This is a genomic window from Micromonospora sp. NPDC048887 (assembly GCF_040649715.1).
In the GTDB taxonomy this organism is placed as follows: Bacteria; Actinomycetota; Actinomycetes; order Mycobacteriales; family Micromonosporaceae; genus Micromonospora.
In genome coordinates this window covers 158,815-183,510 of sequence record NZ_JBEZGA010000003.1, presented here as the reverse complement: position 1 = coordinate 183,510, position 24,696 = coordinate 158,815, and the positions used below count along the sequence as shown (strand labels likewise).

The 24,696-nt window shown below is 73.6% G+C and carries 23 protein-coding genes; 10 read left to right on the top strand and 13 right to left on the bottom strand.

Annotated features, from left to right (window positions below; genetic code table 11):
- Nucleotides 1-292: 292 nt before the first annotated feature.
- Nucleotides 293-1,105: a DUF3097 domain-containing protein gene (locus AB0C17_RS06475; RefSeq protein WP_357472554.1), complete on the bottom strand. Its 813-nt coding sequence runs from the start codon at nucleotides 1,103-1,105 to the stop codon at nucleotides 293-295.
- Between the two features lie 161 nt (nucleotides 1,106-1,266).
- Here AB0C17_RS06475 and AB0C17_RS06470 point away from each other — a divergent pair, with 161 nt between their 5' ends.
- On the top strand, nucleotides 1,267-2,061 hold the full coding sequence (locus AB0C17_RS06470) for a hypothetical protein (RefSeq protein ID WP_357388020.1): 795 nt from the start codon (nucleotides 1,267-1,269) through the stop codon (nucleotides 2,059-2,061).
- 17 nt (nucleotides 2,062-2,078) lie between these two features.
- Here the strand turns inward: AB0C17_RS06470 and AB0C17_RS06465 are convergent, their stop codons facing one another.
- The 7 genes from AB0C17_RS06465 to AB0C17_RS06435 form a co-directional block, all read right to left on the bottom strand.
- A complete protein-coding gene (locus AB0C17_RS06465) occupies nucleotides 2,079-2,858 on the bottom strand; it encodes an HAD-IIA family hydrolase (protein ID WP_091048117.1) in 780 nt (259 codons plus the stop codon).
- A 33-nt stretch (nucleotides 2,859-2,891) separates the two neighbouring features.
- Complete coding sequence (locus AB0C17_RS06460; RefSeq protein WP_357388018.1) at nucleotides 2,892-3,923, bottom strand: ferrochelatase; 1,032 nt, start codon at nucleotides 3,921-3,923, stop codon at nucleotides 2,892-2,894.
- Nucleotides 3,924-4,058: 135 nt separating this feature from the next.
- Complete coding sequence (fabI, locus tag AB0C17_RS06455; RefSeq protein WP_357388016.1) at nucleotides 4,059-4,826, bottom strand: enoyl-ACP reductase FabI; 768 nt, start codon at nucleotides 4,824-4,826, stop codon at nucleotides 4,059-4,061.
- A 25-nt stretch (nucleotides 4,827-4,851) separates the two neighbouring features.
- A complete protein-coding gene (locus AB0C17_RS06450; RefSeq protein ID WP_357472557.1) occupies nucleotides 4,852-5,556 on the bottom strand; it encodes a beta-ketoacyl-ACP reductase in 705 nt (234 codons plus the stop codon).
- A gap of 556 nt (nucleotides 5,557-6,112) precedes the next feature.
- Nucleotides 6,113-7,063 (bottom strand): VWA domain-containing protein, encoded by a 951-nt coding sequence (locus tag AB0C17_RS06445; RefSeq protein ID WP_302907890.1) that lies wholly within the window; start codon nucleotides 7,061-7,063, stop codon nucleotides 6,113-6,115.
- The gene (locus tag AB0C17_RS06440) at nucleotides 7,060-8,007 is read right to left on the bottom strand and encodes a DUF58 domain-containing protein (RefSeq protein ID WP_357388012.1); all 948 of its coding nucleotides are present in this window, start codon (nucleotides 8,005-8,007) and stop codon (nucleotides 7,060-7,062) included. Before AB0C17_RS06440 ends, AB0C17_RS06445 begins: the two co-directional genes overlap by 4 nt.
- Entirely contained in the window at nucleotides 7,986-9,092 is a 1,107-nt protein-coding gene (locus tag AB0C17_RS06435; protein ID WP_357388010.1) for a MoxR family ATPase, read from the bottom strand. The genes AB0C17_RS06440 and AB0C17_RS06435 overlap by 22 nt, the downstream gene beginning before the upstream one ends.
- Nucleotides 9,093-9,346: 254 nt before the next feature.
- Here AB0C17_RS06435 and AB0C17_RS06430 point away from each other — a divergent pair, with 254 nt between their 5' ends.
- From AB0C17_RS06430 to AB0C17_RS06420, 3 genes are all read left to right on the top strand, one after another.
- On the top strand, nucleotides 9,347-9,556 hold the full coding sequence (locus AB0C17_RS06430; protein ID WP_357388008.1) for a hypothetical protein: 210 nt from the start codon (nucleotides 9,347-9,349) through the stop codon (nucleotides 9,554-9,556).
- A 73-nt stretch (nucleotides 9,557-9,629) separates the two neighbouring features.
- Nucleotides 9,630-10,157 carry a PH domain-containing protein gene (locus AB0C17_RS06425; protein WP_357476998.1) on the top strand — a complete coding sequence of 176 codons (528 nt, stop codon included), beginning with the start codon at nucleotides 9,630-9,632 and terminating at the stop codon, nucleotides 10,155-10,157.
- 242 nt (nucleotides 10,158-10,399) lie between these two features.
- Nucleotides 10,400-11,755 (top strand): PH domain-containing protein, encoded by a 1,356-nt coding sequence (locus AB0C17_RS06420; protein WP_357388131.1) that lies wholly within the window; start codon nucleotides 10,400-10,402, stop codon nucleotides 11,753-11,755.
- A gap of 10 nt (nucleotides 11,756-11,765) precedes the next feature.
- On the opposite strand, the gene AB0C17_RS06415 is transcribed toward AB0C17_RS06420, so the two are convergent.
- The gene (locus tag AB0C17_RS06415) at nucleotides 11,766-12,833 is read right to left on the bottom strand and encodes a phosphatase PAP2 family protein (RefSeq protein ID WP_357476995.1); all 1,068 of its coding nucleotides are present in this window, start codon (nucleotides 12,831-12,833) and stop codon (nucleotides 11,766-11,768) included.
- Nucleotides 12,834-12,947: 114 nt separating this feature from the next.
- On the opposite strand from AB0C17_RS06415, the gene AB0C17_RS06410 reads away from it, so the two are divergent.
- Nucleotides 12,948-13,352, top strand: coding sequence for a hotdog domain-containing protein (locus AB0C17_RS06410; RefSeq protein ID WP_357388002.1), 405 nt, complete (start codon nucleotides 12,948-12,950; stop codon nucleotides 13,350-13,352).
- On the top strand, nucleotides 13,349-14,176 hold the full coding sequence (locus tag AB0C17_RS06405) for an MBL fold metallo-hydrolase (RefSeq protein WP_357388000.1): 828 nt from the start codon (nucleotides 13,349-13,351) through the stop codon (nucleotides 14,174-14,176). The genes AB0C17_RS06410 and AB0C17_RS06405 overlap by 4 nt, the downstream gene beginning before the upstream one ends.
- A 19-nt stretch (nucleotides 14,177-14,195) precedes the next feature.
- On the opposite strand, the gene AB0C17_RS06400 is transcribed toward AB0C17_RS06405, so the two are convergent.
- A complete protein-coding gene (locus AB0C17_RS06400; RefSeq protein ID WP_357476991.1) occupies nucleotides 14,196-15,095 on the bottom strand; it encodes an aminoglycoside phosphotransferase family protein in 900 nt (299 codons plus the stop codon).
- Between the two features lie 7 nt (nucleotides 15,096-15,102).
- Nucleotides 15,103-15,612: a MarR family transcriptional regulator gene (locus tag AB0C17_RS06395; RefSeq protein WP_357387996.1), complete on the bottom strand. Its 510-nt coding sequence runs from the start codon at nucleotides 15,610-15,612 to the stop codon at nucleotides 15,103-15,105.
- Between the two features lie 153 nt (nucleotides 15,613-15,765).
- Here AB0C17_RS06395 and AB0C17_RS06390 point away from each other — a divergent pair, with 153 nt between their 5' ends.
- A complete protein-coding gene (locus AB0C17_RS06390; RefSeq protein WP_357388129.1) occupies nucleotides 15,766-16,926 on the top strand; it encodes a multidrug effflux MFS transporter in 1,161 nt (386 codons plus the stop codon).
- A gap of 11 nt (nucleotides 16,927-16,937) precedes the next feature.
- Here AB0C17_RS06390 and AB0C17_RS06385 read toward each other — a convergent pair whose 3' ends face one another.
- Nucleotides 16,938-17,867, bottom strand: coding sequence for a carbohydrate kinase (locus tag AB0C17_RS06385; protein WP_357387994.1), 930 nt, complete (start codon nucleotides 17,865-17,867; stop codon nucleotides 16,938-16,940).
- A gap of 322 nt (nucleotides 17,868-18,189) precedes the next feature.
- Between AB0C17_RS06385 and AB0C17_RS06380 the strand changes: the two genes are divergently transcribed.
- Nucleotides 18,190-19,326 (top strand): lytic polysaccharide monooxygenase, encoded by a 1,137-nt coding sequence (locus AB0C17_RS06380; protein ID WP_357388127.1) that lies wholly within the window; start codon nucleotides 18,190-18,192, stop codon nucleotides 19,324-19,326.
- Between the two features lie 60 nt (nucleotides 19,327-19,386).
- Here AB0C17_RS06380 and asnB read toward each other — a convergent pair whose 3' ends face one another.
- A complete protein-coding gene (asnB, locus tag AB0C17_RS06375) occupies nucleotides 19,387-21,348 on the bottom strand; it encodes an asparagine synthase (glutamine-hydrolyzing) (protein ID WP_357387992.1) in 1,962 nt (653 codons plus the stop codon).
- A 112-nt stretch (nucleotides 21,349-21,460) separates the two neighbouring features.
- On the opposite strand from asnB, the gene AB0C17_RS06370 reads away from it, so the two are divergent.
- Both AB0C17_RS06370 and AB0C17_RS06365 read left to right on the top strand, forming a co-directional pair.
- A complete protein-coding gene (locus tag AB0C17_RS06370) occupies nucleotides 21,461-22,936 on the top strand; it encodes an aminopeptidase P family protein (RefSeq protein ID WP_357476988.1) in 1,476 nt (491 codons plus the stop codon).
- 265 nt (nucleotides 22,937-23,201) lie between these two features.
- Nucleotides 23,202-24,696: hypothetical protein (locus AB0C17_RS06365; RefSeq protein WP_357476985.1), on the top strand; the 1,495-nt coding region annotated here is incomplete at its 3' end.

Sequence of the window (24,696 nt, the reverse complement as noted above, 5' to 3'; positions counted from 1 at the left end):
CATGATCGACGCACACGGCCACCCTCACCCCGGTGATCAAGGAGTTTGTGTCGGCGTTGATCTCCAGCACGCCCACAAACTCCTTGATCAACCAGGCGAGGGGTGCCAGGGGCACGAGGACGGGAGACTGAAGGGAGACCGAGGCGGGGACAGGAGATCTGAGGGCGGGCGGAGCCGGTGCACGACGGGTCCGGGGGCGATCGTGACCGGCGCGGGGATCAAGCCTGACCGCCCGGAGCCGGGCACGGTCGCCCCCGGCCCTCAACCGCAACCACTACAGAGGCCCAACCGGTCACCCAGGCTCGGTGACGAAGTCGATCAGGCGCTCCATGGCGTTGATCAGCGGCGTCTCGACGTCGGCGAAACTGTCCACCCGGGACAGGATGTGCCGCCACATGTCGGCCGGCTCGGCCACCCCGAGCGCCGCGCAGACGCCCTCCTTCCAGGGCTGCCCCGGTGGCACCACAGGCCACGCGGAGATGCCGAGCGCCGCCGGGCGTACCGCCTGCCACACGTCGACGTACGGGTGCCCGGTGACCAGCACGTGCGGCGAGTTCACCCGCGCCACGATGCGGCTCTCCTTGGAGCCGGGCACGAGGTGGTCGACGAGCACGCCGAGCCGGCGACCCGGGCCGGGCGCGAACGCGCGCACCTCGTCGGCGAGCGCGTCGATGCCGTCCAGCGGCTCCACGACCACGCCTTCGACGCGCAGGTCGTCGCCCCAGATCCGCTCGACCAGCGCGGCGTCGTGCACGCCCTCGACCCAGATCCGGCTGGCCTTGGCGACCTGCGCCCGGACGCCGTCCACAGCGATCGAGCCGGACGCGGTACGGCGTCGCGCGGCGGGCACCGGTGCGCGGGCCGGGCGTCGCAGCGTGACCGGCCTGCCGTCGAGCAGGAACGCGGCGGGCAGCAGCGGGAAGTTGCGCCGCCGCCCGTGCCGGTCCTCCAGCACCACCGCGCCGGAGTCGAAGCCGACCACGGCGCCGCAGAACCCGGAGTCGGCGTCCTCGACCACCAGGTCGGGTTCGGCGTCGACCTCGGGGGTCACCTTCCGTCGCCGCCAGTCGCCGGCCAGCACGTCGCCGTCATATCGCCCCGCCATGCCGGAAACGCTAACCAGCGTCCCGGAGTGCCGCCCGGCGACGCGCCGACCGCGTGATCATCCGTCGGCACGAAACGGTGCGAAGGGGGTAGTTGGGACCAGGTAGCGCCGCCGGAGCGGCAGCCGAGACAGCAGCGGCGCGGAGCACGTACCCTTTCGGCATGTCCTCCCCCGCAGCGGGCGCGGCCACGCTGGCTCCGCGCCGGTCGAGCCGGTTCGTCGCCTGGGTGCGTGCCTGGCGAGCCGGCCTGGTGCCGTTCGACGAGGTGGCCGACGCCGTGACCGGCGACGAGGAGCACCTCGTCGCCGACGCCCCCGGCACCTGGACCGACGTGTCACTGCGGGAGGCGCTGCCCAGCCTCGCCAAGCACTCGCCCGACGACATCCGCCTGGTGCTGCCCGCGCCCGGCGACCCGCGCGGCCTGCCCGGCCCGGGTGCGTTCGCCGGGGCGGCGCTGGTGGCGGGCGAGGCGGTGGTGGCGAGCGGGATGGGGCTGGTGCCCGAGGTCCGCACGCACACCTCCGGCTCCGGGATGACCTGGGAGACGGTGCTGTGGCGGGTCCACCCGCTGCCGGTGGACGCGCCGAAGGCGTCGCTCGCCACGCCCGGCGCGGCGGAGGCCGAGGCCGAACTCGCCGCCGTGCTGGCCGAGACCACCGCCACGCTGACCCGGCTGGACGTCGCGCAGTGGCGGCCCGAGCTGGCCGGCGCGCTCGCCGCGCTGCGCCGCCCGGACGGCGGCACCGACCTGCCGCCGGGCTTCGACCCGCGGGCCCGCCGGCTGTTCGCGCGCGCCGCCGTACTCGATCGGGTGCTGGCGCTGGCCGGGGAGAGCGCGCCCGGCGGCGCGGTGAACACCTACGAGGCGCAGCAGCGCGACGCGGCGCTGCGGCCGCTGACCACCGCGTGCCGGCAGGCCCTGGTGGCCGCCTGCAACGCGCCGCTGCGGCTCTAACACCGCAGACCCCCGGCTCAGACCTCGTCGATCAGGTCGGCCACCGAATCGACGATCCGCGACGGACGGTACGGGTACCGCTCCGCCTCGGTCCGGCTGCTGATGCCGGTGAGCACCAGGATCGTCTCCAGCCCGGCTTCCAGCCCGCACAGGATGTCGGTGTCCATCCGGTCGCCGATCATCGCGGTCGACTCGGAGTGCGCGTCGATGGTGTTCAGCGCGGAGCGCATCATCATCGGGTTGGGCTTGCCGACGAAGTACGGGTCGACACCCGTCGCCTTCGAGATCATCGCCGCCACCGAACCGGCCGCCGGCAGCGCGCCCTCCATCGACGGGCCGGTGGCGTCGGGGTTGGTGCAGATGAACCGGGCACCGTCGTTGATCAGCCGGATCGCCTTGGTTATCGCCTCGAAGCTGTAGGTACGCGTCTCCCCCAGCACCACGTAGTCCGGGGCGAAGTCGCTGAGCACGTAACCCACCGCGTGCAGCGCCGTGGTCAGGCCGGCCTCACCGATGACGTACGCGGTGCCGCCCGGCCGCTGGTCGGCCAGGAACTGGGCGGTGGCCAGCGCGGAGGACCAGATCGCCTCCTCCGGCACGTCCAGCCCCATCCGGGCCAGCCGGGCCTGGAGGTCGCGCGGGGTGTAGATGGAGTTGTTCGTCAGCACCAGGAACGGCTTGCCGGAGGCACGCAGCTTCTTGACGAACTCCGGAGCGCCGGGCACCGGCTGCCCCTCGTGCACCAGCACGCCGTCCATGTCAGTGAGCCAGCTCTGCACCGGCTTGCGGTCAAGCATCGTGTCGTCCCCAGGGGTGTCGTCGGGTCGGGCTCAGGGCCGGCGGGCCGGGGGTACGCAACACAACGCCGGGCAGGTGTCCCAGGCGGGCAGCTCGCCGAGGCGGCGGCGCAGCCGCTCGCCGTCCGGGGCGGTGCGCTCCAGCACCAGCTCGCGGACCATCGCCACGAATCGCGGGTCGACCCCGGGGGTGCCGGCGCGGACGAAGTCGAGGCCGAGCTGCTTGGCCGTCTCCAGCGCCTCGGTGTCCAGGTCCCACACCACCTCCAGGTGGTCGGAGACGAAGCCGATCGGGCTGACCACCACGCTCGTCACGCCCTGCTCGGGCAGGGTGGCCAGGTGGTCGTTGACGTCCGGCTCCAGCCACGGCACCTGCGGCGGCCCGGACCGGCTCTGCCAGACCAGGTCGTACGGCAGGTCGGGCGCGGCCGCGGCGTGCACCAGCCGGGCGACCTCCTCCAGCTGGGCGGTGTACCGGCCGCCGTGCGGGCCGGCGGTGGCGGCCGCGGACATCGGGACCGAGTGCGCGGTGAAGACCAGCCGGGTGCTGTCCCGCTTCGCCGGGTCGAGCTGGGCCAGCGCGGCCCGGACCGCGTCGGCGTGCGGCTCGATGAAGCCGGGGTGGTCCCAGAACTGGCGCAGCTTCTCGATCAGCGGGGCGTCCGGGCCGACAGCGGCGCGGGCCGAGGCGATGTCCTCCTGGTATTGCCGGCAGGAGGAGTAGCCGCCGTACGCGCTGGTGACGAACGCCAGCGCCCGGGTGATCCCGTCGTCGCGCATCCGCGCCACCGTGTCGGCGAGCATAGGGTCCCAGTTGCGGTTGCCCCAGTAGACCGGCAGGTCGACGCCGTTTGCGGCGAAGTCCTCGCGGATCGCCGCGAGCAGGTCACGGCACTGCTGGTTGATCGGCGACACCCCGCCGAAGTGCAGGTAGTGCTCGGCGACCTCGGCCAGCCGCTCCGGCGGCACGCCCCGCCCCCGGGTCACGTTCTGCAGGAACGGGAGAACGTCCTCGGGCCGCTCCGGGCCGCCGAAGGAGACCAGCACCAACGCGTCGTACGCCATGGGGCCATTCTTCCTCGCCCGCCGTCACGGCGTGGCGACGCCCCCTGGTCGGTGTGGTGACCACCCGGGCGGCGGCGTGTTAAGAAGGGCCCCTTCCGCTGCACGAGGCGTTAAGAAGGGGCCCTTCCTTACCTCTCAGGCGCCGATGGCGTGGTAGCCGCCGTCGACGTGGACGATCTCGCCGGTGGTGGCCGGGAACCAGTCGGACAGCAGCGCCAGGCAGGCCCGCGCGGCCGGCTCCTGGTCGGTGAGGCTCCAGCCCAGCGGGGCCCGCTCGGTCCAGGCGTCCTCGAACTGGTCGAAGCCGGGGATGGACTTGGCCGCGATGGTGCGCAGCGGGCCGGCCGCGACCAGGTTGCTGCGGATGCCCTGCTTGCCCAGGTGCAGCGCCAGGTAGCGGGAGGCGGACTCCAGCCCGGCCTTGGCCACGCCCATCCAGTCGTAGACCGGCCACGCCTTGGTGGCGTCGAAGGTGAGGCCCACCACGGCGCCACCGGCGGACATGAGCGGCAGCGCGGCCATGGCCAGCGACTTGTACGAGTAGGTGGAGACCTGGAGCGCGGTGGCCACGTCCGCCCAGGGGGCGTCGAGGAAACCGCCGCCGAGGCAGCTCTGCGGCGCGAATCCGATCGAGTGGACCACCCCGTCCAGGCCGTCGACGTGCTCGCGTACCTTGTCGGCCAGCCCGGCCAGGTGTTCCTCGTTCGTCACGTCCAGCTCGATCACGGGCGCCGGCTCGGGCAGCCGCCTGGCGATCCGCTCCACCAGGGAGAGCCGGCCGTAACCGGTGAGCACGACCTGGGCGCCGTTCTCCTGGGCGAGCTTCGCCACCGAGAAGGCGATCGACGCGTCGGTGATGACGCCGGTGACAAGCAGCCGCTTACCGGCGAGAAGTCCGGACATTGCGTGTCTCCTCCGTGTGCTTCGCTCAGTGACCCATGCCGAGGCCGCCGTCGACCGGGATGACGGCGCCGGTGACGTATCCGGCCGCGTCCGAGGCGAGCCAGGTGACGACACCGGCTACCTCGTCCGGGGTGGCCATCCGGCCGGCCGGGATCGACTTGCGGATCTCCGCCTTGCGCTCCTCGGGCAGGCCCGCCGTCATGTCGGTGTCGATGAAGCCGGGCGCCACCACGTTCGCGGTGATGTTGCGGGCGCCCAGCTCGCGGGTGATCGAGCGGGCCACGCCGACCAGGCCGGCCTTGCTGGCCGCGTAGTTGACCTGGCCCGCGCCGCCGGAGAGGCCGACCACCGAGGAGATGAAGATCATGCGGCCCCAGCGGCCGCGGAGCATCTTCGTCGAGGCCCGCTTGGCGACCCGGAACGAGCCGGTCAGGTTGGTGTCGAGGACGCGGGCGAACTGCTCCTCGGACATCCGCATGATCAGCGTGTCGTCGGTGATGCCGGCGTTCGCGACGAGCACCTCCACCGGGCCGAGTTCCGCCTCGATCGCGGTGAACGCGGCGTCGACCGACTCGGCGTCGGTCACGTCGCACCGCACGCCGAACAGGCCCTCGGGGGCTTCGCCGCTCCGGTACGTCACCGCCACCCGGTCGCCCTGCTTGGCGAACGCCTGCGCGATGGCCAGGCCGATCCCCCGGTTGCCGCCGGTCACCAGCACCGTTCGGGCCACGGATCCCCCTCTGCTCAGTGATCTCTCGGTCGGTCGGAGCCTAGGGGTTACCGACAGGTAAGCGCTAACCCGCGCAGGTCACAGCGCCGCTCCAACCGGGGTCCGCGGGACCGGCGGCCGCGCGCGCGACACCCACACCCCCGGTGTACGATGATCGCGTTCGCGGGCCGGTCTGCGCCCGCGCCGGGCCCCGCCGACCGCAGGAGGTGATCGCTGTGCGAGATAGCGATCCTCCCAGTCGTGGCCGGGCCCACCGTCAGCCCCGCTGAGCCACGGCTCTGCCGACGCGGCTGACCCGCTTCCCGCCCTCCGCACCGCATTCGCTTCCCGGCGAGCACGCCGGGGTGTGGCCTGCCGCGCGGCGGAGCACCCGGTCACGACTTCGTGCGCGTACGCCCCGACCCCCAACGGCCCGCACCGGGCCGCCCGTCGCCACGGAGCACACCCATGAGCCGTTACGTCGCCCCGCTGGGCTTCACCCTCGCCGCCGTCTGGGTGGCCGTCCTGTTCGTGCTGGTCGGCGGCGGTCACTGACCGCCGCCGGCCGGTTCCCGGCTCAGACCAGCCGGGACGTCCAGAGCAGACTCAGCCCGCCCGCGCACAGGGCCAGCAGCAGCGCGATCCCCGCGTACCACTGGGTGATCTCACGCGGCTCGGTGCGGTAGCCGATCGAGCTGCCCATGTCCTGGTAGACCTGCTTCAGCTCGCTGGCCGAAGCCGCCTCGTAGAAGAAGCCCTGCGTGGTCTCCGCGAGCTGGGACAGCGCGGTGCGGTCCACCGGCACCCGCTGGAGCTGCCCGCCGATGTCGACCTGCCCGGAGTCGGTGCCGAACGCGATGGTGGACACCGGCACGTTCGCCGCCTGCGCCGCCGCCGCGGCCTCCTCCACCGACCGGCCCGACGTGCGGTAGCCGTCGGAGAGCAGCACGATCCGGGCCGGCGGGATGCCGGCGGCGCCGTCGGCCGGCACCGAGCGGATCGCCTCCAGGCAGGTGAAGACCGCCTCGCCGGTGGCGGTTGCCTCGGCCAGCACCAGCCCGTCGATGGCGGTGGTGACGGCGGCCCGGTCCTTCGTCGGTGGCACCAGCACGTTCGCCGACTTCGCGAACGAGACGAGCCCCAGGTTGTAGCTCTGCGGCAGCTCGCCGACGAACTGCTTGGCCGCCTCCTGCGCCGCCTCCAGGCGGTTCGGTGACACGTCGTCGGCCTGCATCGACAGCGACACGTCGATGGCGAGCATCACGGTGGCCCGCTCCAGCGGCTCCCGGGTGTCGATCGCCGGACGGGCCAGCCCGGTCGCCAGCACCAGCAGGCAGAGCAGGAACGCGGTGGCCGCCACGTGCCGCCGCCAGCCCAGTCCCTTGGGCGCGACGGTACGCAGCAGGTCGACGTTTGTGAACCGCAGGGCGTACTGCCGGCGGTGCAGTTGCCGCCAGACGTACGCGGCGGCGAGGGCGAGCACCGGCAGCACGGCGAGCAGCCACCACGGTTGCAGAAAACGGATCATCGAGTCGTCCCTCTGGTGCGGGCGTGCCGCTGCGCGGCGACGAAACGCACCATGTCCAGCAGCCAGTCTCGGTCGGTACGCAGGCGCAGGTGGGCCGCGCCCGCGGCACGCAGTTCGGCGGCGATCGCCCCGCGCTGGGCGGCCGCCGCCTCGGCGTACCGGCGGCGCAGGCCCGGGTCGGCGGTCTGCACCTCGTGCAGCTCCCCGCTCTCCGGGTCGACCACCGGCAGCACCCCCACGTCGGGCAGTTCCAGTTCCCGCGGATCGACCACCTCGACGGCCAGCACGTCGTGGCGGACCCGCAGCTTACGCAGCGGACGGCCCCACTGCTGCGGCGGCGCGAGGAAGTCGGAGATCACCACCGCGACGCCGCGCCGCCGGGGCGGCCGGTTGAGCATGTCGACGAGCGCGCCGAGGTCGCTGCGGCCGGGCCGGATCTCGGCTCCGGCGACCGCCCGCAGCAGCCCCTGGGCCTCCTTGCGGCCGGAGCGGGCGGGCAGCCGCAGCATCGTGCCCGGCCCGCCGGTGCCGACCACCGCCCCGATCCGGTTGCCGCCCCGCACGGTGAGGTGGGCCAGCGCGGCGACGGCGGCCACCGCCACGTCCCGCTTGAGCCACCGTCCGCTGCCGAAGTCCAGGCTGGCCGACATGTCCACCGCCAGCCACGTCTCCAGCTCGCGGTCGGCCACCGTACGCCGAACGTGCGGCATGGTGGTGCGGGCGGTTACCGGCCAGTCCATCCGGCGCACGTCGTCGCCGGGCCGGTACTCCCGGGACTCCCCCGCCTCGCTGCCCGGTCCGGGCAGCAGCCCGGCGTAGTCGCCCTGGAGCAGGCCGTCCAGCTTGCGGGTCACCATGAGCTGGAGCCGGGCCAGCACGGCCCCCGAGCGGTCGCCGGCGGCGCTCAGCGGGGTGGGCGAGGTCACGGCCGCTGCCCGGGCCACCCGTTGTGCGGCACGGCCGGCGGCGGTGGTGTGGCCTGCTGGCGGGGCGCGACGGCGGGCAGCGGGATGGTCGACATCACCCGGTGCACGATGTGGTCGGCCGGCACGTCGTCGGCGAGCGCGTCGTAGCTGAGCACCAGCCGGTGGCGCAGGATGTCCGGCGCGATGTCCTGCACGTCCTGCGGCAACGCGTAGTCCCGGCCGCGCAGCAGCGCCAGCGCGCGGGTGGCCCGGACCAGGCCGAGCGAGGCGCGCGGGCTGGCGCCGTACTGGATGAGCTGGGCCACGTCGGGCATGCCGTGCTCGGCCGGCGCCCGGGTGGCGAGCACCAGCCGCACCGCGTAGTCGACCAGCGCGTTGTGCACGAACACCTGGTCGGCCTTGTGCTGGAGGGCGACCAGGTCCGGGGTGTCGAACACCCGGGCCGGCTCGGGCGGCGTCACGCCCATCCGGTAGACGATCTCGCGCTCCTCGGCATCGGTCGGGTAGCCCACGACGATCTTCATGAGGAACCGGTCCCGCTGTGCCTCCGGCAGCGGGTAGACACCCTCCTGCTCGATCGGGTTCTGGGTGGCCATGACCAGGAACGGGTCCGGCACCCGGTGGCTCTCGCCGCCGATGGAGACCTGCCGCTCGCTCATCACCTCCAGCAGCGCCGACTGCACCTTGGCCGGCGCGCGGTTGATCTCGTCGGCGAGCAGGAAGTTGACGAAGACCGGGCCCAGCTCGACGTCGAACTTCTCGCTGGACTGCCGGTAGATCCGGGTGCCCATGATGTCGGCGGGCACCAGGTCGGGGGTGAACTGGACCCGGGCGAACGAGCCGCCGACGACCCGCGCCAGGGTCTCCACGGCGAGTGTCTTCGCCACCCCCGGCACGCCCTCCAGCAGGCAGTGGCCCCGCGCCAGCAGCGCGACGAACATCCGCTCGACCATCCGGTCCTGGCCGACGATCACCCGCTTGGTCTCGAACAGGGCCCGCTCCAGCAGCGTGGCGTCCTGGGCCGGGGTGGTGCCCGCCGGGGGCGGCGCGTCCGGCGCCGCCTCGGTCGGGTTCGGCACGTCGGGTGTGGTCGGCTGGGCCACCGGTCCTCCACAGCAGGGTCGTCGTCGCGGCGTGGTGCGTACCAAGACTGTCATGCCTCCCTGAGAGCCGAGGGTGGGAGAGGCACGATTTTCGCCGCGCCGTCCGGCCACGCCGTCCCGGCGTGCGGAAAACGCTGAACACGGGTGGACAACGAGGGGTCCGCAGTGTGTACGATTCACCCCGTCGCCGGGCGGCTCCCCCCGTGGCCGCCCGGCGCTAAAACTCCCGGCGTGCGGCCTCTAGACTCGCCCCGGTGACGACTCCCACCAGCCCGGACGAAACGCTGATCTGCTCGGCGCGGGGATGTCGCGCACCCGCCGCGTACCAGCTCCGCTGGCACAACCCCCGCCTGCACGCGCCGGACCGGCGCAAGACGTGGCTGGCCTGCCCGGAGCACCGGGGCTCCCTCGGCGACTTCCTCGACGCACGCGGCTTCCTCCGCGAGGTGGTCCCGCTGCCCTGATCGCCTACGCTCGAAGCGTGAGCGAGCAGATGATCCGAGCCCGTACCGGCGGCGAACACGGCAGGTCTCCCCGATGAGCGGTGACGGTCCCGCCGGCCCGCCGCCCGCCTCGCGCAGCGCGCTGGAGCCCTGGCCGGACACGGTCCGCTGGCAGCCGATCTCCCGCGACCTGATCTGGGTGGAGCTGATCCGGCTCGGCATCGGGCTGGCGGTGACGCTCGTGGTGCTCGGCGCCGCCTGGGCGCTGGCCGGGCACTGGCTGCTCGGCGCCGCCGTGGGCGGAGCGCTGCTGCTGGGCGTCTGGCGGTCCGTCACCATCGTGCGCGCGGTCCGCGCCTGGGGGTACGCCGAGCGCGACGACGATCTGCTCGTGCGGCACGGCCTGCTGGTGCGGCGGCTGTCCATCGTGCCGTACTCCCGGATGCAGTTCGTCGATGTGAGCGCCGGTCCGCTGGAGCGCGCCTTCGACCTCGCCACAGTGCAATTGCATACGGCGGCGGCCGCGAGCGACGCCCGGGTGCCCGGTCTGCGCCCGGCCGAGGCGTCCCGGCTGCGCGACCGGCTGACCGCGCTGGGCGAGGACCGGGCGGAGGGCCTGTGAGCGACCGGAGCGAGCCCGGCGCCCCGCCGCCCCCCGACGACCGGTCCGAGCCGACGCCCGGCCCGCCCGCGCCGGGCCACGGTCCGCCCGCCGCGCCGCCCGCCCCTGGGCCGCCCGGATACGGACCGCCGCAGCCCGGCTACGGGCCACCGCCCGGCTACGGGCCGCCCGGCTCGGCGGCACCCGGTCACGGGCCGTCGCCCGGCCCCGATCCGGCGGCGCCCGGGCCGTGGCCCGCGCCGCTGCCGCCGTACCCGGGACTGTGGGGTCCGGCCGCCGGACCTGTCGGTGGCGAGGAGCCCCGGCAGCGGCTGCATCCGCTCAGCCCGGCGCTGCACGGCGCGAAGTCGCTTGTCGTGGTGATCGCCGGGCTCTCCTGGTCGACGCTGTCGCGGGTCGGGTTCGGCTGGTTCGCGGTGCTGGTCACGGTCTTCGTCCTCGGCGCCACGGTGCTGTCCGTGGTGAGCTGGTGGAACACCGGCTACCACCTGGTGGGCCGCGAACTGCGGGTCCACGAAGGGCTGCTGTGGCGGCGTACCCGGGCCATCCCGCTGGAGCGGTTGCAGGCGGTGGAGGTGGTCCGGCCCCTGCTGGCCCAGCTCACCGGCCTGGCCGAGCTGCGGCTGGAGGTGGTCGGCGGGGGCAAGACCGAGGCGCCGCTGGCCTACCTCAGCGTGGCCGAGGCCACCGCGCTGCGGCAGCGGCTGCTCGCGGTCGCCGGTCGCTCAGGTCCGGCGCCCGCACCGGCTGCCGAACCCGGCCTCCCGGCCGTGCCCGCGCCGGAGGGGCGCCGGCTGCACACCGTCCGCAACCAGGACCTGCTGGTCAGCCAGCTGCTCACGCCGCAGGCGTTCCTGCTGCCGCTGGGCCTGGTCTTCGTCGGCGCGCAGTTCCTCTCCGAGGACTCGTGGTCGTTCATCGCGGTGGCGAGCACGCTCACCGCGATGGCCGGCGTGGTGCTGCAACCGATCCGCCGGGTGCTCGACGACTGGAGCTTCCGGCTCGACCGGGACGACGGCACGCTGCGCGTGCACAACGGGCTGCTGGAGACGCGGGTGCAGACCGTGCCGCTGCACCGGGTGCAGACCGTACGGGCGACCTGGCCGCTGCTCTGGCGGATGAAGGGATGGCTGCGGCTGCGGCTGGAGGTGGCCGGTTACTCGGCCGGTGAGCCGGACGACCGCAACCGCCCGGACCGCCTGCTGCCGGTCGGCGACGCGGACACCGGCGCGCGGGTCGTGGCGGAGGTGCTGCCCGGCGTCCGGCTGGACGCGCTGCCCGCCACGCCGCCGCCGGCACGGGCCCGGTGGCTGCGCCCGCTGAGCCGCAAGGTGGTCGGCGCCGGCCTCGACGATCGGGTGTTCGTGGCCCGCTCCGGGCTGCTGACCCGCCGGTTGACGCTGGTGCCGTACGCCCGGATCCAGAGCGTGCGCGTCACCCGGGGTCCGGTGCAGCGGCTGCTGCGGCTGGCCACGGTGCACGCGGACACCGCCGGTGGGGCCGGGGCCGCGGCCGTCGACAGGGACCTGGCCGACGCGTGGGCGCTGGCCGCGGAGCTGACCGAGCGCTCGCGGGCCGCCCGCCGTACCGACCGCTGACCCGCCGGGCCTACCGGCGCTCGGCGGGCACCGCGTCCCGGTCGTCGGCGGCCCGGTCCGGGGTGTCGGCGGTGTCGCCGACGGCGGGCGGCTCGCCGGCGGCGACGGCGGGCTCGCCGGCACGCCGGGCCCGCCGCGCCGCCCACCAGCGCTCGGCCAGGCCGACCACCAGGAACGTCATGCCGACGTACGCCCAGCCGACCAGCACGTCGATCAGGTAGTGCTCACCGCTGTACATCAGCGTGAACGTCATGGCCAGCGGATACGCCAGCATCAGCGGCCACCAGCGCTTGCGCACCGAGCGCATGAAGAACAGCACCACGAACAGCGCGAACGCGGTGTGCAGCGACGGCATTGCGGCGACCGGGTTGGAGGCGATCTGCCCGGCGTTGAGCAGGTTGCCCGCGCCGTGCATGCCGATCTCCTTCCAGCCCCGGGTGGAGATCCGCGCGACCTCGGTGAGCAGGCCGTTCTGGGCCGCCCACCACGGCGGCGCGGCCGGGTAGGCGAAGTAGGTGACCAGCCCGGCCGCGCACAGGAAGCCCCAGCGGGACATGTACGCGATCCAGCGCCGCCGGTTGCGCATCCACAGCACCGCCGCGGCGGCGAACGTCGCCACGAAGTGCGAGAAGTAGATCCAGCTCACCAGCACGTCCCACCAGCGCACCTCGGCCGGGTCGTACAGCCGCTCCTGGAGCCAGATCGTCGGCACCTCGCCGCCGGTGAGCCATCCGGTGAGGAACCGGTCGGCGACGATCAGTTCCATGGCGTGCGGGGTGGCGCCGTTGTCGGCGAACCCACGGGACAGGTTGTACGCGGCGAGCAGCAGCACCACCGGGATCCAGTCCCGGGCGAAGCGCAGGTGGCTGCGCCACGGGCGGTCCGAGTTCCAGGCGATGGTGCCGGCCCAGATCCACAGGAACGCGTACGCCGGGTCGGTGGGCAGGCCGATGGCGAGCCAGGCGGCGACGAACGCGACGCCCCAGATGGTCATCGCGATCACACGGCGACGCCCGCCGTCGGGCGATTCGGTGGTCGCGTCGGGGGCGGGGGTCGGAGATTGTGTCTGCTCGGCCATCGCGGACAAGGTTAACGGCGGGCGACGGGCGGGCCTGCGGGCGGGCGGGAACGACGCGGGGGCGGCGGCTCGGACGCCGGACGGACCCGGGCCGGCTGCACTAGGCTCGGCCGCATGCAGGAGCAGCCGGAGCCGCCCTTCGCGCCGGGCCTGACCGCCCGGGTCGAGCTCACAGTGACCGACGCCGACACCGCGCAGGCGGTCGGCTCCGGGGACGTGCCGGTGCTCGGCACCCCACGGGTGCTGGCGCTGGCCGAGGCGGCCACGGTGGCCGCCACCGCGACCCGGATGCCGCCGGGGTCCACCACCGTCGGCGTACGGGTCGAGCTGGAGCACCGCGCGGCCACCCCGGTCGGGCGTACCGTTTCCGCCCACGCCGAGCTGGTGAAGGTCGACGGGAAGCGACTCGTCTTCGACGTGACTGTCACCGACGGGCCCACTGTGGCGGCGCGGGGCCGGGTCGAGCGGGCGCTCGTCGACCGGCAGCGCTTCGTCGAGCGGGCTCTCGGCCCGTCATGACCGCCGGGTTCACCGAGGTCGCCACCGGGGTGTACGTGAGACGCGAGCCGGTGCTCGCGGTGAACGTGGTGCTGGTGGCCGGTGACGGCGCGGCGCTGCTGGTGGACACGCTCTCCACCGCCGCGCAGGCCGGGGAGCTGGCGGAGGCGGCGCGGGCGGTGACGCCTCACCCGTGGACGATCGTCAACACGCACCACCACTTCGACCACTGCTTCGGCAACGCCACGCTGGCCGGGCCGGACACCGCGATCTACGCGCACGCCCAGGCCGCGGCGGCGCTGCGGGACCGCCCCGAGGCGGTGCGCCGGGCCGCGTACGAGGAGATGCGCGCCGGGCATCCGGCGCTGGCCGAGGAGCTGGCGCGGACCGAGCTGCGGGCGCCGACGCGCGAGGTGGTCTCCGAGACGGTGCTCGACGTGGGCGGCCGGCGGGTGGTGCTGCGCCATCCCGGGCACGGGCACACCGACGCCGATCTGGTGGTGCACGTGCCGGACGCGGACGTGCTCGTCGCTGGCGACCTGGTGGAGCAGAGCGGGCCACCGGCGTTCGAGGAGTCGTACCCCCTGAAGTGGCCGGACGCGCTGGCCGACCTGCTGCGGCTGACCACGCCCGCGACGGTGGTGGTGCCCGGCCACGGCGAGCCGGTCGGCGCGGACTTCGTCCGCGAGCAGCACGCGCAGCTCGCGCGGCAGGCGTGGCTGATCCGCGCCGGGCACACCGGCGGCGCGCCGCCGGAGCGGGTGGCGGCCGAGTCGCCGTTCGGCGCCCGGCCGGGCCTGATCGCGGCCCGGCGCGGCTACGCGGAGCTGGACGGCACGGCCTGACCGGCGGCGGAGGCCGAGGTCAGCCGGCGTCGGCCAGGATCTCGCGGAGACGGTTGCGGCACTCGGCGACGAACGCCGGGAACGTGTGCCAGTAGTAGGAGACGCCGCTGGCCGCCACGCCGAGCGCCCAGGCGCGGGCCCGCGCCCAGGTCACGTCGTCCACGCCGAGCGCCTCGCGGTAGGCGTGCCGGGCGGGTGGCGGGAGGTCCCAGATCGGCGCGTGTTCGGCGTCGGGGTGCCCGACGGCGAGGCCGCCGAAGTCGATGACCGCCCGCAGCCGGCCGTCGCGCACCAGCAGGTTGGTGGGCTTGAGGTCGCCGTGCAGCCAGACGTGCGGCCCGGCGGGTTCGGGCAGGGTGAGGGCCTCGCGCCACAGCCGCTGGAGCGTGCCGACGTCCGTCTCCTCCCCGATCAGGGTCCGGCAGTCGTCGAGCGCCGGGGAGATCCAGGTGTCGCAGGGACGCAGGCTGCCGCCGCGGTATCCACCCAGCGGGCCCGCCCGGGTCGCGCCGAGCAGGTCGGCCGCGTGCAGGTGCCGGACGAACGTCGCCAGGTCGGTGCCGAGGGCGGTCCAGTCCCCGACGGTGCCGGGCCGGACCTCGTCGCCCGGTATCCACCGCAGCACCGACCAGGGCAGCGGGAAGGCGGCGCCCGGCGTGCCCGCGTACAGCGGTTCGGGCACGCGCACCGGCAGCAGCGGCGCGAGCCGGGGCAGCCACCGCTGTTCCTTGCGCAGGGCAGTGGAATTCTCCGCCGTACGGGGCAGCCGGACCAGCAGGTCGGTGCCGAGGCGGTACATCGTGTTGTCGGTCCCGCCACCGGCGGGCGTCACCGGCAGGGCGGCCCACTCGGGGCGCTGCTCGGTCAGCAGCGCGCGGACCACGCCCTCGTCCACCGGTATCTCGTCCTGGTGCAGCACCCCGCGATCATGTGCCGAGGGGCGGTACGGCGGCCACCGGGTTTCCCGCCGCGGGTTCGGACCCCTCGGGCCGGACGGGTCCGGCGAGCGCGTCGCGCAGCGCGTCGAGGTGCGGGGCGGCGGCCAGGATCGCCGCCCGCGCCGGCGGGTCCAGCGCGTCCAGGGCGGCGGCGAGCAGCGCCGCGCGGTGGGTCGCGTAGTGGGCGATCCGCGCCCGGGCGGCGTCGGTGGTGCGCAGCCGGACCACCCGGCGGTCGGCGGGGTCACGGTCGCGAGCCAGCAGCCCGGCGTCGGTGAGGTCGCGGACCAGCGTGCTCACCGTGTTGGGCGCGGTGCCGAGACGCCGGGCCACCTCCTTGCCGCTGATCCCCGGCGTCTGGTGGACCAGCAGGAGCACCTCCACCTGAGCCTCGGGCAGCGGGTCCCGCCCGGCGCGCGCCATGGCTCGGCGGCGCAGGAGCCGGTGCACCTCGCCCAGCGCCGCGCCGAACCGCGCCACCTGCTCGTTCGTCGCCACGGAGTCACCCGCCTCACATCGCAATAGTTCTGACTACAGAGGTAAGGTACCCCGAAGCACCGGATCAGGGGGTACCCACTCGTGAGCAACGCCGCGCCCGCCGCCGCGCGCCCGACCGATCGCACCACCGCGTCCACCGCACCCACCGGCGGCGTGACGCTGCTGCTCCTGCTCGGCGGGCTCACCGCGGTCGGCCCGCTGTCGCTGGACATGTACCTGCCGGCGTTCCCGGCCATGACCCGCGACCTCGGCGCCGACCAGGCCGGCATCCAACTCTCGCTCACCACCTACCTGATCGGCCTGGCGTTCGGCCAGCTCGTCACCGGACCGCTGAGCGACCGCTGGGGGCGCCGCCTCCCGGTGCTGGTGGGCCTGGTCGCGTACACGGTGCTGACGCTGGCGTGCGCCGCGGCGCCGAACGCCCCGCTGCTCGCCGTCGCCCGGTTCGCCCAGGGTATGGCCGGCGGCATGGGTGTGGTGGTCGCCCGCGCGGTGGTCCGCGACCTCTACGCGGGCCGCGCCGCCGCGAAGTACTTCTCCCGGCTCATCCTGGTCTTCGGCGTGGCGCCGGTGGCGGCGCCGGCCGCGGGCAGCCTCGTGCTGCGGTTCGGCTCGTGGCGGGCCGTCTTCCTGGTCCTGGCCGTCATCGGGGCGATGCTCGCGGTCGCGGCCGCGCTGCGCCTGCCGGAGACGCTGCCGGCCGAGCGGCGCAGCACCGGCGGTCTCGGGGGCACCCTCCGGACCATGCGGTCGCTGCTCGCCGACCGGGTCTACCTCGGGTACGCGCTGACACAGGGCTTCGCGTTCGCCGGGCTGTTCGCGTACATCTCGGGGTCGTCCTTCGTGTTCCAGGACGTCTTCGGTGTCTCCATGATGGTGTACAGCGTGATCTTCGGGGTCAACGCGCTCGCCCTGGTGGCACTCGGGCAGGCAAACGCCCGGCTGCTCGACCGGTTCTCCCCGCGCCGGCTGCTGGTCACCATGCTCGTGGTCGGCCTGGTGGCGGCGGCCGGCGTGCTGACCGGCGCGCTGGCCGGGAGCCTGGTCGTGACGGCGGTGCCGCTGTTCGTCTTCGTCGGCTCGATCGGCATGGTGATGCCGAACAGCACCGCGCTGGCGCTGGACGCGCACGCCCGGCACGCGGGCACCGCCGCCGCGCTGATGGGCGGCATCCAGTCGGTGGTGGGCGCGCTGGCCGCCCCGCTGGTCGGGCTGGGCGGCGAGGGCAGCGCGCTGCCGATGGCAGTGGTCCTGGCCGGCGGGTCGCTGCTGTCCCTGACCGCCGTCCTGACGATGACCCGCCGGCGCGCCTGACCCCGGCGGGTTCACGGGAAGCGGGCGGACACCCGCGCGCGGGTGGGCATGGCGGTGGCGCCGCCCGGTGACTCGCACACCACAGCCGCCACCCGCAGCGCGAACGCGACCCGCTCCCGCCACCCGGCCGGGTCGGCCGGGTCCCCGGCGACCAGCAGGTCGGCGATCAGCGCGCCCATCACCGAGTCGCCCGCGCCCGTCGCGTCCACCGCGTCCACCTTCGGGGCGGGGACGCGTACCACGTCGTCGGCGGCGGCGACCAGGGCACCGTCCGCGCCGAGCGTGACCACGACCGTGCCCGCGCCCAGTTCCCGCAGGTACGCGGCGACGCCCTCGACCGGCTCGTCCGGGTAGAGCAGCCGCGCGTCGGCGCTGCTGAGCTTGACCAGGTGCGCGGCGGAGGCGAACTCGGCGACGACCGCCCGCAGCCCGTCCAGCGCGCCCGGTGCGGTGAGCAGGCGGGGCCGCACGTTGGGGTCGAACACCCGCAACCCGCCCGCGATCGACCAGGCGCGGCGGGCGGCGGCCAGCACCGGCGGGTCGAGCAGCACGATCGAGCCGCAGTAGAGCACGTCCGCGCCCTCGACCAGCGCCACGTCCAGGTCGTCCGGGCCGAGCAGCGCGTACGAGCGGGGTTCGCCGTAGAAGCGGAAATCCGGCTCGGGCCCGGCGAAGGTGGCCACCGCCAGCGCGGTCGGAGCCGGCACCGTGACCGTCCCGCTCACGTCCACACCGGCGTCGGTGAGGAAGGCGCGGATCCGTCCGGCCAGCGCGTCGTCGCCGAGCGACCCGACGAACCGCGCGTCCCCGCCGAGCCGGGCGACCGCCACCGCGACGTTCAGTGGACCGCCGCCGATCGCCTGCCGGTAGACGGGTTCTCCGTCGTGCTCGGCGTCGAGCAGGTCCACCAGCGCCTCGCCGAGCACCACCGCGTACCCCATCCTGGCTCCTCTCGTCGTCTCCCCCGATCCTGGCGCATGCCGGCGCCACGCCGCGCCGGGACCCGGGCATCGAGCAGCGCCTATTGCGGGCGGGGAGCGGACGTGGTGGGATGGCGGTGCCGGGTAACGACGCGGGGGCTGCCGCGTCACCGGCCGCCGGGTCGAGCCGACGCGAGGGCATCCACGCGGTCCGTGGGCAACGGATCGCAGACGGTGCGCGCCCGCCGACGGCCCCGGCCGCGCAGGCGCGGGCACCGCAATCGCCGCATCCGCTCGTCCCAGCGGAGCGGGCCGAACCAGGCCACGCTCCGCGAGTCAGGAGATCCCCGTGCACCGATCCCGTACGGCCGCGTTGCTCACCGCGGCCGCCACCCTGGCCCTGGGCGCGTTCGCCCTGGCCACCAACTCCGGACCGGCGGCCGCGCACGGCGCGGCCATGACGCCGGGCGCCCGCACCTACCTGTGCTGGAAGGACGGCCTCACCGGAACCGGTGAGATCCGGCCGAACAACCCCGCCTGCTCGTCGGCGGTGGCCGCGAACGGGGCGAACTCGCTGTACAACTGGTTCAGCGTGCTGCGCTCCGACGCCGGCGGGCGGACCGTCGGGTTCATCCCGGACGGCAAGCTCTGCAGCGGCGGCAACCCCAACTTCAGCGGGTACGACGCGGCGCGCAACGACTGGCCGATCACCCACCTGACGGCGGGCCGGTCGATGGAGTTCCGGTACAGCAACTGGGCCCACCACCCGGGCACGTTCTACTTCTACGTGACGAAGGACAGCTGGAGCCCGAACCGCCCGCTGGCCTGGAGCGACCTGGAGGAGCAGCCGTTCCTGCAGGTGACCAACCCGCCGCAGCGCGGCGCGGTCGGCACCAACGACGGTCACTACTACTTCACCGGCAACCTGCCGTCGAACAAGAGCGGCCGGCACATCATCTACTCGCGCTGGGTCCGCTCGGACAGCCAGGAGAACTTCTTCGGCTGCTCGGACGTGACGTTCGACGGCGGTAACGGCGAGGTGACCGGGATCGGCTCGGGCGGCAGCACCCCCCCGACGACCGCGCCGCCGACCACCGCGCCGCCGACGACCGCTCCCCCGACGACCGCGCCGCCGACCTCACCCCCGCCGGTGACGACCAGCCCGACCATGCCGGCCGGCTCCTGCATGGCGGTGTACAAGGTGGTCACCGCCTGGGGTGGCGGCTTCCAGGGCGAAGTGACGATCATGAACCACAGCACCCGGACCTACTCCGGGTGGACCGCGAACTGGACCTGGCCCAGCGGCCAGACCATCAACCAGGTGTGGAACGGCACGCTGAGCGGCAGCGGGGCGTCGGTCAGCGTCTCCAACGCCGCCTACAACGGCAGCGTCCCGCCGGAGGGCACCACCACGTTCGGCTTCACGGCGAACTTCTCCGGCACCAACTCCCTGCCGACGGTCACCTGCACCGGTCGCTGATCCCGTAACGGGAAGGGCCCCCGGGGAACACCCCGGGGGCCCTTCCTCGTCACGCTCGGGTCAGCGGACCATGCTGCCGACGACCGGCTTGGTGAGCAGCGCGGACTGGTTGCGCTGGATGCCCGGGTCGAGCGTCTTGGCCACGAAGATGGCGTGCCAGATGCAGAAGATCAGCACGGTCCACACCTTGCGGGAGTGGTCCGCCTCCTCCCGCTTGTGCTCCTCCAGCAGGCGCATCGCGTACGACAGGTCGATCAGGTCACCGGCGCCCGAGGTGGACAGCACGTGCCGCGCCCACTCGTACATCTCGCCGCGCAGCCAGACCCGGGTCGGGGTCGGGAAGCCCAGCTTCTTGCGGTTGACGATGGCCGGCGGCACCACGCCCTGCAGCGCCTGGCGCATCGCGTACTTGGTGGCCTCGGAGCGGGGCGGCAGCTTCAGGTCGACCGGGATGCCGGCGGCGACGTTGAAGACCTCCCGGTCCAGGAACGGCACCCGCACCTCGAGCGAGTGCGCCATCGAGATCCGGTCGGCCTTGACCAGGATGTCACCGCGCAGCCAGGTGTAGAGGTCGACGTACTGCATCTTGGTGACGTCGTCCAGTTCGGTGCACTCGGCGTAGATCGGCGCGGTCACGTCGGTGTAGCGCACCGAGGGGTCGTAGCGGCGCAGCAGGCGCTGCTTCTCCTCCTCGGTGAACATCCGGGCGTTGCCGTAGTAGCGCTCCTCGATCGGGGTGGTGCCGCGTTCCAGGAAGCTCTTGCCCTTCACTCCCTGCGGGATCGCCTTGGAGACCGCGCGCAGCCCCTTCTGCACGCCGTCGGGCAGGCTGTTCACCGCGTTGAGCGACAGCGGCTCCCGGTAGATGGTGTAGCCGCCGAAGAACTCGTCCGCGCCCTCGCCGGAGAGCACCACTGTGACGTGCTCGGCGGCCTTCTTCGCCACGAAGTAGAGCGGCACCAGCGCCGGGTCGGCCACCGGGTCGTCCAGGTGCCAGACGATCTTCGGCAGCGCGTCGATCATGTCCTGCGGCCCGATCTTGGTCGGGATGGTGGTCACGTCGAGGTGCCGGGCCGAGTCCTGGGCCACGTCGATCTCGGAGTAGCCGGGCACGTCGTAGCCGACGGTGAAGGTGAGGATGTTCGGGTTGAACTCGCGGGCCAGCGCCACCACGGCGGTGGAGTCGATGCCGCTGGACAGGAACGAGCCGACCGGCACGTCCGAGCGCATGTGCATCCGGACGCTCTCCCGCAGCGTCTCCCGGATGTCGTGGTAGAGCCGCTGCTCGTCGGAGACCGGGGCCGGGCGGAACACCGGCCGGTACCAGCGGCGCACCTCGATCCGGCCACCAGGGGTCCAGGTCAGGTACTCCCCCGAGCCGATCCGGCTGATCCCCTTGTGCAGCGTGCCCGGCTCGGGCACGTACTGCAGGGTCAGGTAGTGGCTCAGGTTGGCGGTGTCGATGCCCGCGTCGCCCTGGTACGCCGAGTGCGCGAACGGCAGCAACGCCTTCTTCTCCGAGGCGAGGTAGAGGCCGTCCTGGGTCTCCAGGTAGTGCAGCGGCTTGATGCCGAAGTAGTCCCGCGCGCCGAAGGCCCGCCGCTCCTGCCGGTCCCAGATCACGAACGCGAACATGCCGCGCAGCTTGGTGAGCACCTGCTCACCCCAGTAGTGGTAGCCGGCGACGATCACCTCGCCGTCGCCGTTCGTGGCGAACTGGGCGCCGTAGTCGCGGATCAGCTCCTCGCGCAGCTCGATGTAGTTGTAGATCTCGCCGTTGAAGGTGAGCAGGTAACGCCCGCCCGCGTAGGGCAGGGGCTCGTGGCTCAGCGCCACGTCGATGATCGCCAGGCGCTTGTGCGCGAACACACCGTCCGCGTACCGGCCGGAGGCGTCGCCGACCACCTCGACCCCTGTCTCGTCCGGGCCACGGTGGTGCAGGCACTCCAGTGCGCCGGCGATGTGGTCGCGGTGGGCGGCGGCGTCGCCGCGCGCGCTGAAGAAGGCCAGGAGTCCGCACATGGCCGCCATCTTTCCACGCGCCGGAAGCCGTCGTCGCGGCACCGCAGGCACCTACCGCTGTCGTGCGCGCGGTACCGTCGGGACCAGCGATGAGGCTCAGGGAGGGCGGATCATGGCCGAGGAGCGGACCCGGCAGGGCAAACCGGCGGACGGCACGGAGTCGCACGACCCGGATTTCCCGGAGGCGTTCCTGTCGTTCATGCGGCAGGGCTGGCGGGACACCGAGCTGCCGGTCACCCCGCGTCCGGAGGTGCCCAACCACGCCAAGCGGCGGGCCGCGCTGGCCGAGGCCTTCCCGGGCGAGACGCTCGTCATCCCCACCGGCAACGAGAAGGTACGCGCCAACGACACCGACCACCGGTTCCGGCCGGGCAGCGACTTCGCGTACCTGACCGGCGACCTGGAGCCGGACAGCGTCCTCGTGCTGCGGCCGGGCGGCGAGTCCACCCTGTTCATGCGGCCCCGGTCGTCCCGGGCGACCGACGAGTTCTTCCGCAGCCGCCACGGCGAGCTGTGGGTGGGCCGCCGGCCGACGCTGCGGGAGAAGTCCACCGAGCTGGGCCTGCCGACGGCCGACCTGAGCGAGCTGGACGCGGCGCTGGCCGAGCTGGCGCCGGGGCGTACCCGGGTGCTTCGCGGTTTCGACGCCCGGGTGGACGCGGCGGTGCGCCGGTACGACGGCGCGCGCGCCGAGGGGCAGCCCGGCCGCGACCGCGAGCTGGCGATCGCGATCGCCGAGCTGAAGCTGGTCAAGGACGAGTGGGAGATCGCGCAGCTCCAGGAGGCGTGCGACGCCACGGTGCGTGGCTTCGAGGACGTGGCGCGGGCGCTGCCGGCCGACCGGGGGGTCTCCGAGCGTCTGCTGGAGGGCGTCTTCGCGCTGCGCGCCCGGCACGACGGCAACGACGTCGGCTACGGCTCGATCGTCGGGGCCGGCGAGCACGCCACGATCCTGCACTGGGTGCACAACCACGGCGCCACCCGTCCCGGTGACCTGCTGCTGATGGACATGGGCGTGGAGAACCGCAACCTCTATACCGCCGACGTCACCCGGGTGTTCCCGGTCGACGGCCGGTTCACGCCGTTGCAGCGCCAGGTGTACGACGCGGTGTACGCCGCGCAGCAGGCCGGCATCGAGATGTGCCGTCCCGGCGTGGCGTTCCGGGACGTGCACCTGGCCTCGATGCGGGTCCTCGCGGAGGCGCTGAAGGATCTCGGGCTGCTGCCGGTGAGCGTGGACGAGGCGATGGACCCGGCCTCCACCGTCTACCGGCGGTGGACGCTGCACGGCACCAGCCACATGCTCGGCATCGACGTGCACGACTGCGCCAACGCGCGCAAGGAGAACTACCGCGAGGGGCCGCTCGGCGAGGGGTACGTGCTCACCGTCGAGCCGGGCCTCTACTTCCAGCCGGAGGACGAGCTGGTCCCGGAGGAACTGCGGGGCATCGGCGTGCGGATCGAGGACGACATCCTGGTGACCGCCGACGGCCCGGTGAACCTGTCGGCCGGCCTGCCGCGCGCCTCCGCCGAGGTGGAGAACTGGCTGGCCGAGCAGCGTGAGGCGGGCCCCCGCCTGCCCGGCTGATCCCGCGGCCGCGATCTTCGTCGGGCCCCGTCACCGCGCCTCCATGGTCCGGTGACGGGGCCCGCCGCCGTCTGGGCCGTTGCGGTCCCGCACACGTGGTTGCTCACCGACCGCCATTAGTGGGAGGAATGCGGGCTTTTCTCGGATACGTCCTCTTCGCGAGGACCCTTCTCATACGGTGTCGATCAGAGGCTACAACCGGTTTGTAGCTGGTCGCCCGTCCTGGGGCGGTGCGACCCGTTTGGGAAGAACCGAAAGGGCTCTCATGTCGAACGACGTAACGACACCGGACGGCGGCGCTCCGATGGCGCCTCCGCCGCGGACGAGCAGGCGGCGGGCGCTCTGGGTCGCCACCGGCGTGGCCGGGCTGACCGGCGTCGTCGGGCTGGCGGCGCTCGGCGGTCTCGCCGCCCGCGACGACAAGTCCGGCACCGAGCCGGTGGCGGACAACCACGCCGCGGCGCCGCAGAGCGCCGGCGACGGCTCCCGCGCCGAGGGCGGCAAGGGCGACGACGGGTACGGCAAGGACGGCGAGGACCGTGGCCAGGAGGGCCGCGACCGTGGCGAGTGGGGCCCGGACAAGGGCGGCAAGGACGGCAAGGACGACCACGGCAAGACCCGCGAGGTCCCCTGCAAGGACGAAGCCCTGATCGACGCCCTCGAACTGGCCAACCGCGACCACGGCGGCACCATCAAGCTCGCCGAGAACTGCACCTACGAACTCGGCGTCAAGGACCGCAAGGTCGGCTCCGCCCTGCCCGAGATCAAGCAGGACGTCACCATCAAGGGCAACGGCTCCACCATCAAGCGCGACGCCGAAGACACCTTCCGCATCTTCCGCGTCACCGACGGCGGCGACCTCACCCTCAAGGACCTCACCATCAAGGGCGGCAACGCCAACGAGTTCAAGTACCCGGGACCGTCCGCGCCGAAGGCGGCCGACCCGGCCGAGCTGGACGCCAAGCGGGTCGAGGGTGACGGCGGCGCGCTCCTGGTCGAGCGCGGCGGCAGTGCTCACCTGCACGCCGTCAAGCTCGTCGGCAACAGCGCCGAAGGCGACGGCGGCGCCCTGGCCAACTACGGCCGCACCTGGCTCATGGACAGCAAGGTCGTCGACAACCACGCCCAGGGCGACGGCGGCGGCATCTACAACGAGGGCATCCTCAAGGTCGAGACCACCCACGTCGACGACAACACCGCGGGCGGCAACGGCGGCGGTATCGCCAATGGCGGCGGCGCGCACCACGACGGGCCGGTCGACCTGGCGTCGGCCGCGAAGGCCGGCAAGGGCGGACACGGCCGGCAGCACGCGGGCACCGTCGAGATCATCGGTGGGCACGAGGGCAAGGACGCCGCGTCCAGCACGTTGAGCCGCAACCGGGCCGGTCACAACGGTGGCGGCCTGTTCAGCAGCGGCGGCTGGGTCAGCGTCTCGTTCACCGCGATCACGGGCAACACGGCCTGCGACAACGGTGGCGGCGTGTACGCCGAGAGCACCGATCTGCTCCTGGAGCGGGTCCTCGTGGCCGGGAACCACGCCGACGGCAACGGCGGCGGCGTGGTGACGACCGGCGGGCGGGACTGGACGCCCACCGGGGCCGAGAAGGCCGACGGCGAGGCGAGCGCCACGATCTCCGAGAGCGCCATCGTGGACAACACGGCCGGCCGGTTCGGTGGCGGCATCTACAACGGCGAGTGGCTCATCAAGATCGAAGACGGCTTCCTCGCCCGCCCGTACGACAAGGACGACAACGCCACCC

Coding starts and splice junctions, on each gene's coding strand:
- AB0C17_RS06475 (WP_357472554.1), bottom strand. CDS start 1,105: ATGGCGGGGCGATATGACGGCGACGTGCTGGCCGGCGACTGGCGGCGA.
- AB0C17_RS06470 (WP_357388020.1), top strand. CDS start 1,267: ATGTCCTCCCCCGCAGCGGGCGCGGCCACGCTGGCTCCGCGCCGGTCG.
- AB0C17_RS06465 (WP_091048117.1), bottom strand. CDS start 2,858: ATGCTTGACCGCAAGCCGGTGCAGAGCTGGCTCACTGACATGGACGGC.
- AB0C17_RS06460 (WP_357388018.1), bottom strand. CDS start 3,923: ATGGCGTACGACGCGTTGGTGCTGGTCTCCTTCGGCGGCCCGGAGCGG.
- fabI (WP_357388016.1), bottom strand. CDS start 4,826: ATGTCCGGACTTCTCGCCGGTAAGCGGCTGCTTGTCACCGGCGTCATC.
- AB0C17_RS06445 (WP_302907890.1), bottom strand. CDS start 7,063: ATGATCCGTTTTCTGCAACCGTGGTGGCTGCTCGCCGTGCTGCCGGTG.
- AB0C17_RS06425 (WP_357476998.1), top strand. CDS start 9,630: ATGAGCGGTGACGGTCCCGCCGGCCCGCCGCCCGCCTCGCGCAGCGCG.
- AB0C17_RS06415 (WP_357476995.1), bottom strand. CDS start 12,833: ATGGCCGAGCAGACACAATCTCCGACCCCCGCCCCCGACGCGACCACC.
- AB0C17_RS06410 (WP_357388002.1), top strand. CDS start 12,948: ATGCAGGAGCAGCCGGAGCCGCCCTTCGCGCCGGGCCTGACCGCCCGG.
- AB0C17_RS06405 (WP_357388000.1), top strand. CDS start 13,349: ATGACCGCCGGGTTCACCGAGGTCGCCACCGGGGTGTACGTGAGACGC.
- AB0C17_RS06385 (WP_357387994.1), bottom strand. CDS start 17,867: ATGGGGTACGCGGTGGTGCTCGGCGAGGCGCTGGTGGACCTGCTCGAC.
- asnB (WP_357387992.1), bottom strand. CDS start 21,348: ATGTGCGGACTCCTGGCCTTCTTCAGCGCGCGCGGCGACGCCGCCGCC.
- AB0C17_RS06370 (WP_357476988.1), top strand. CDS start 21,461: ATGGCCGAGGAGCGGACCCGGCAGGGCAAACCGGCGGACGGCACGGAG.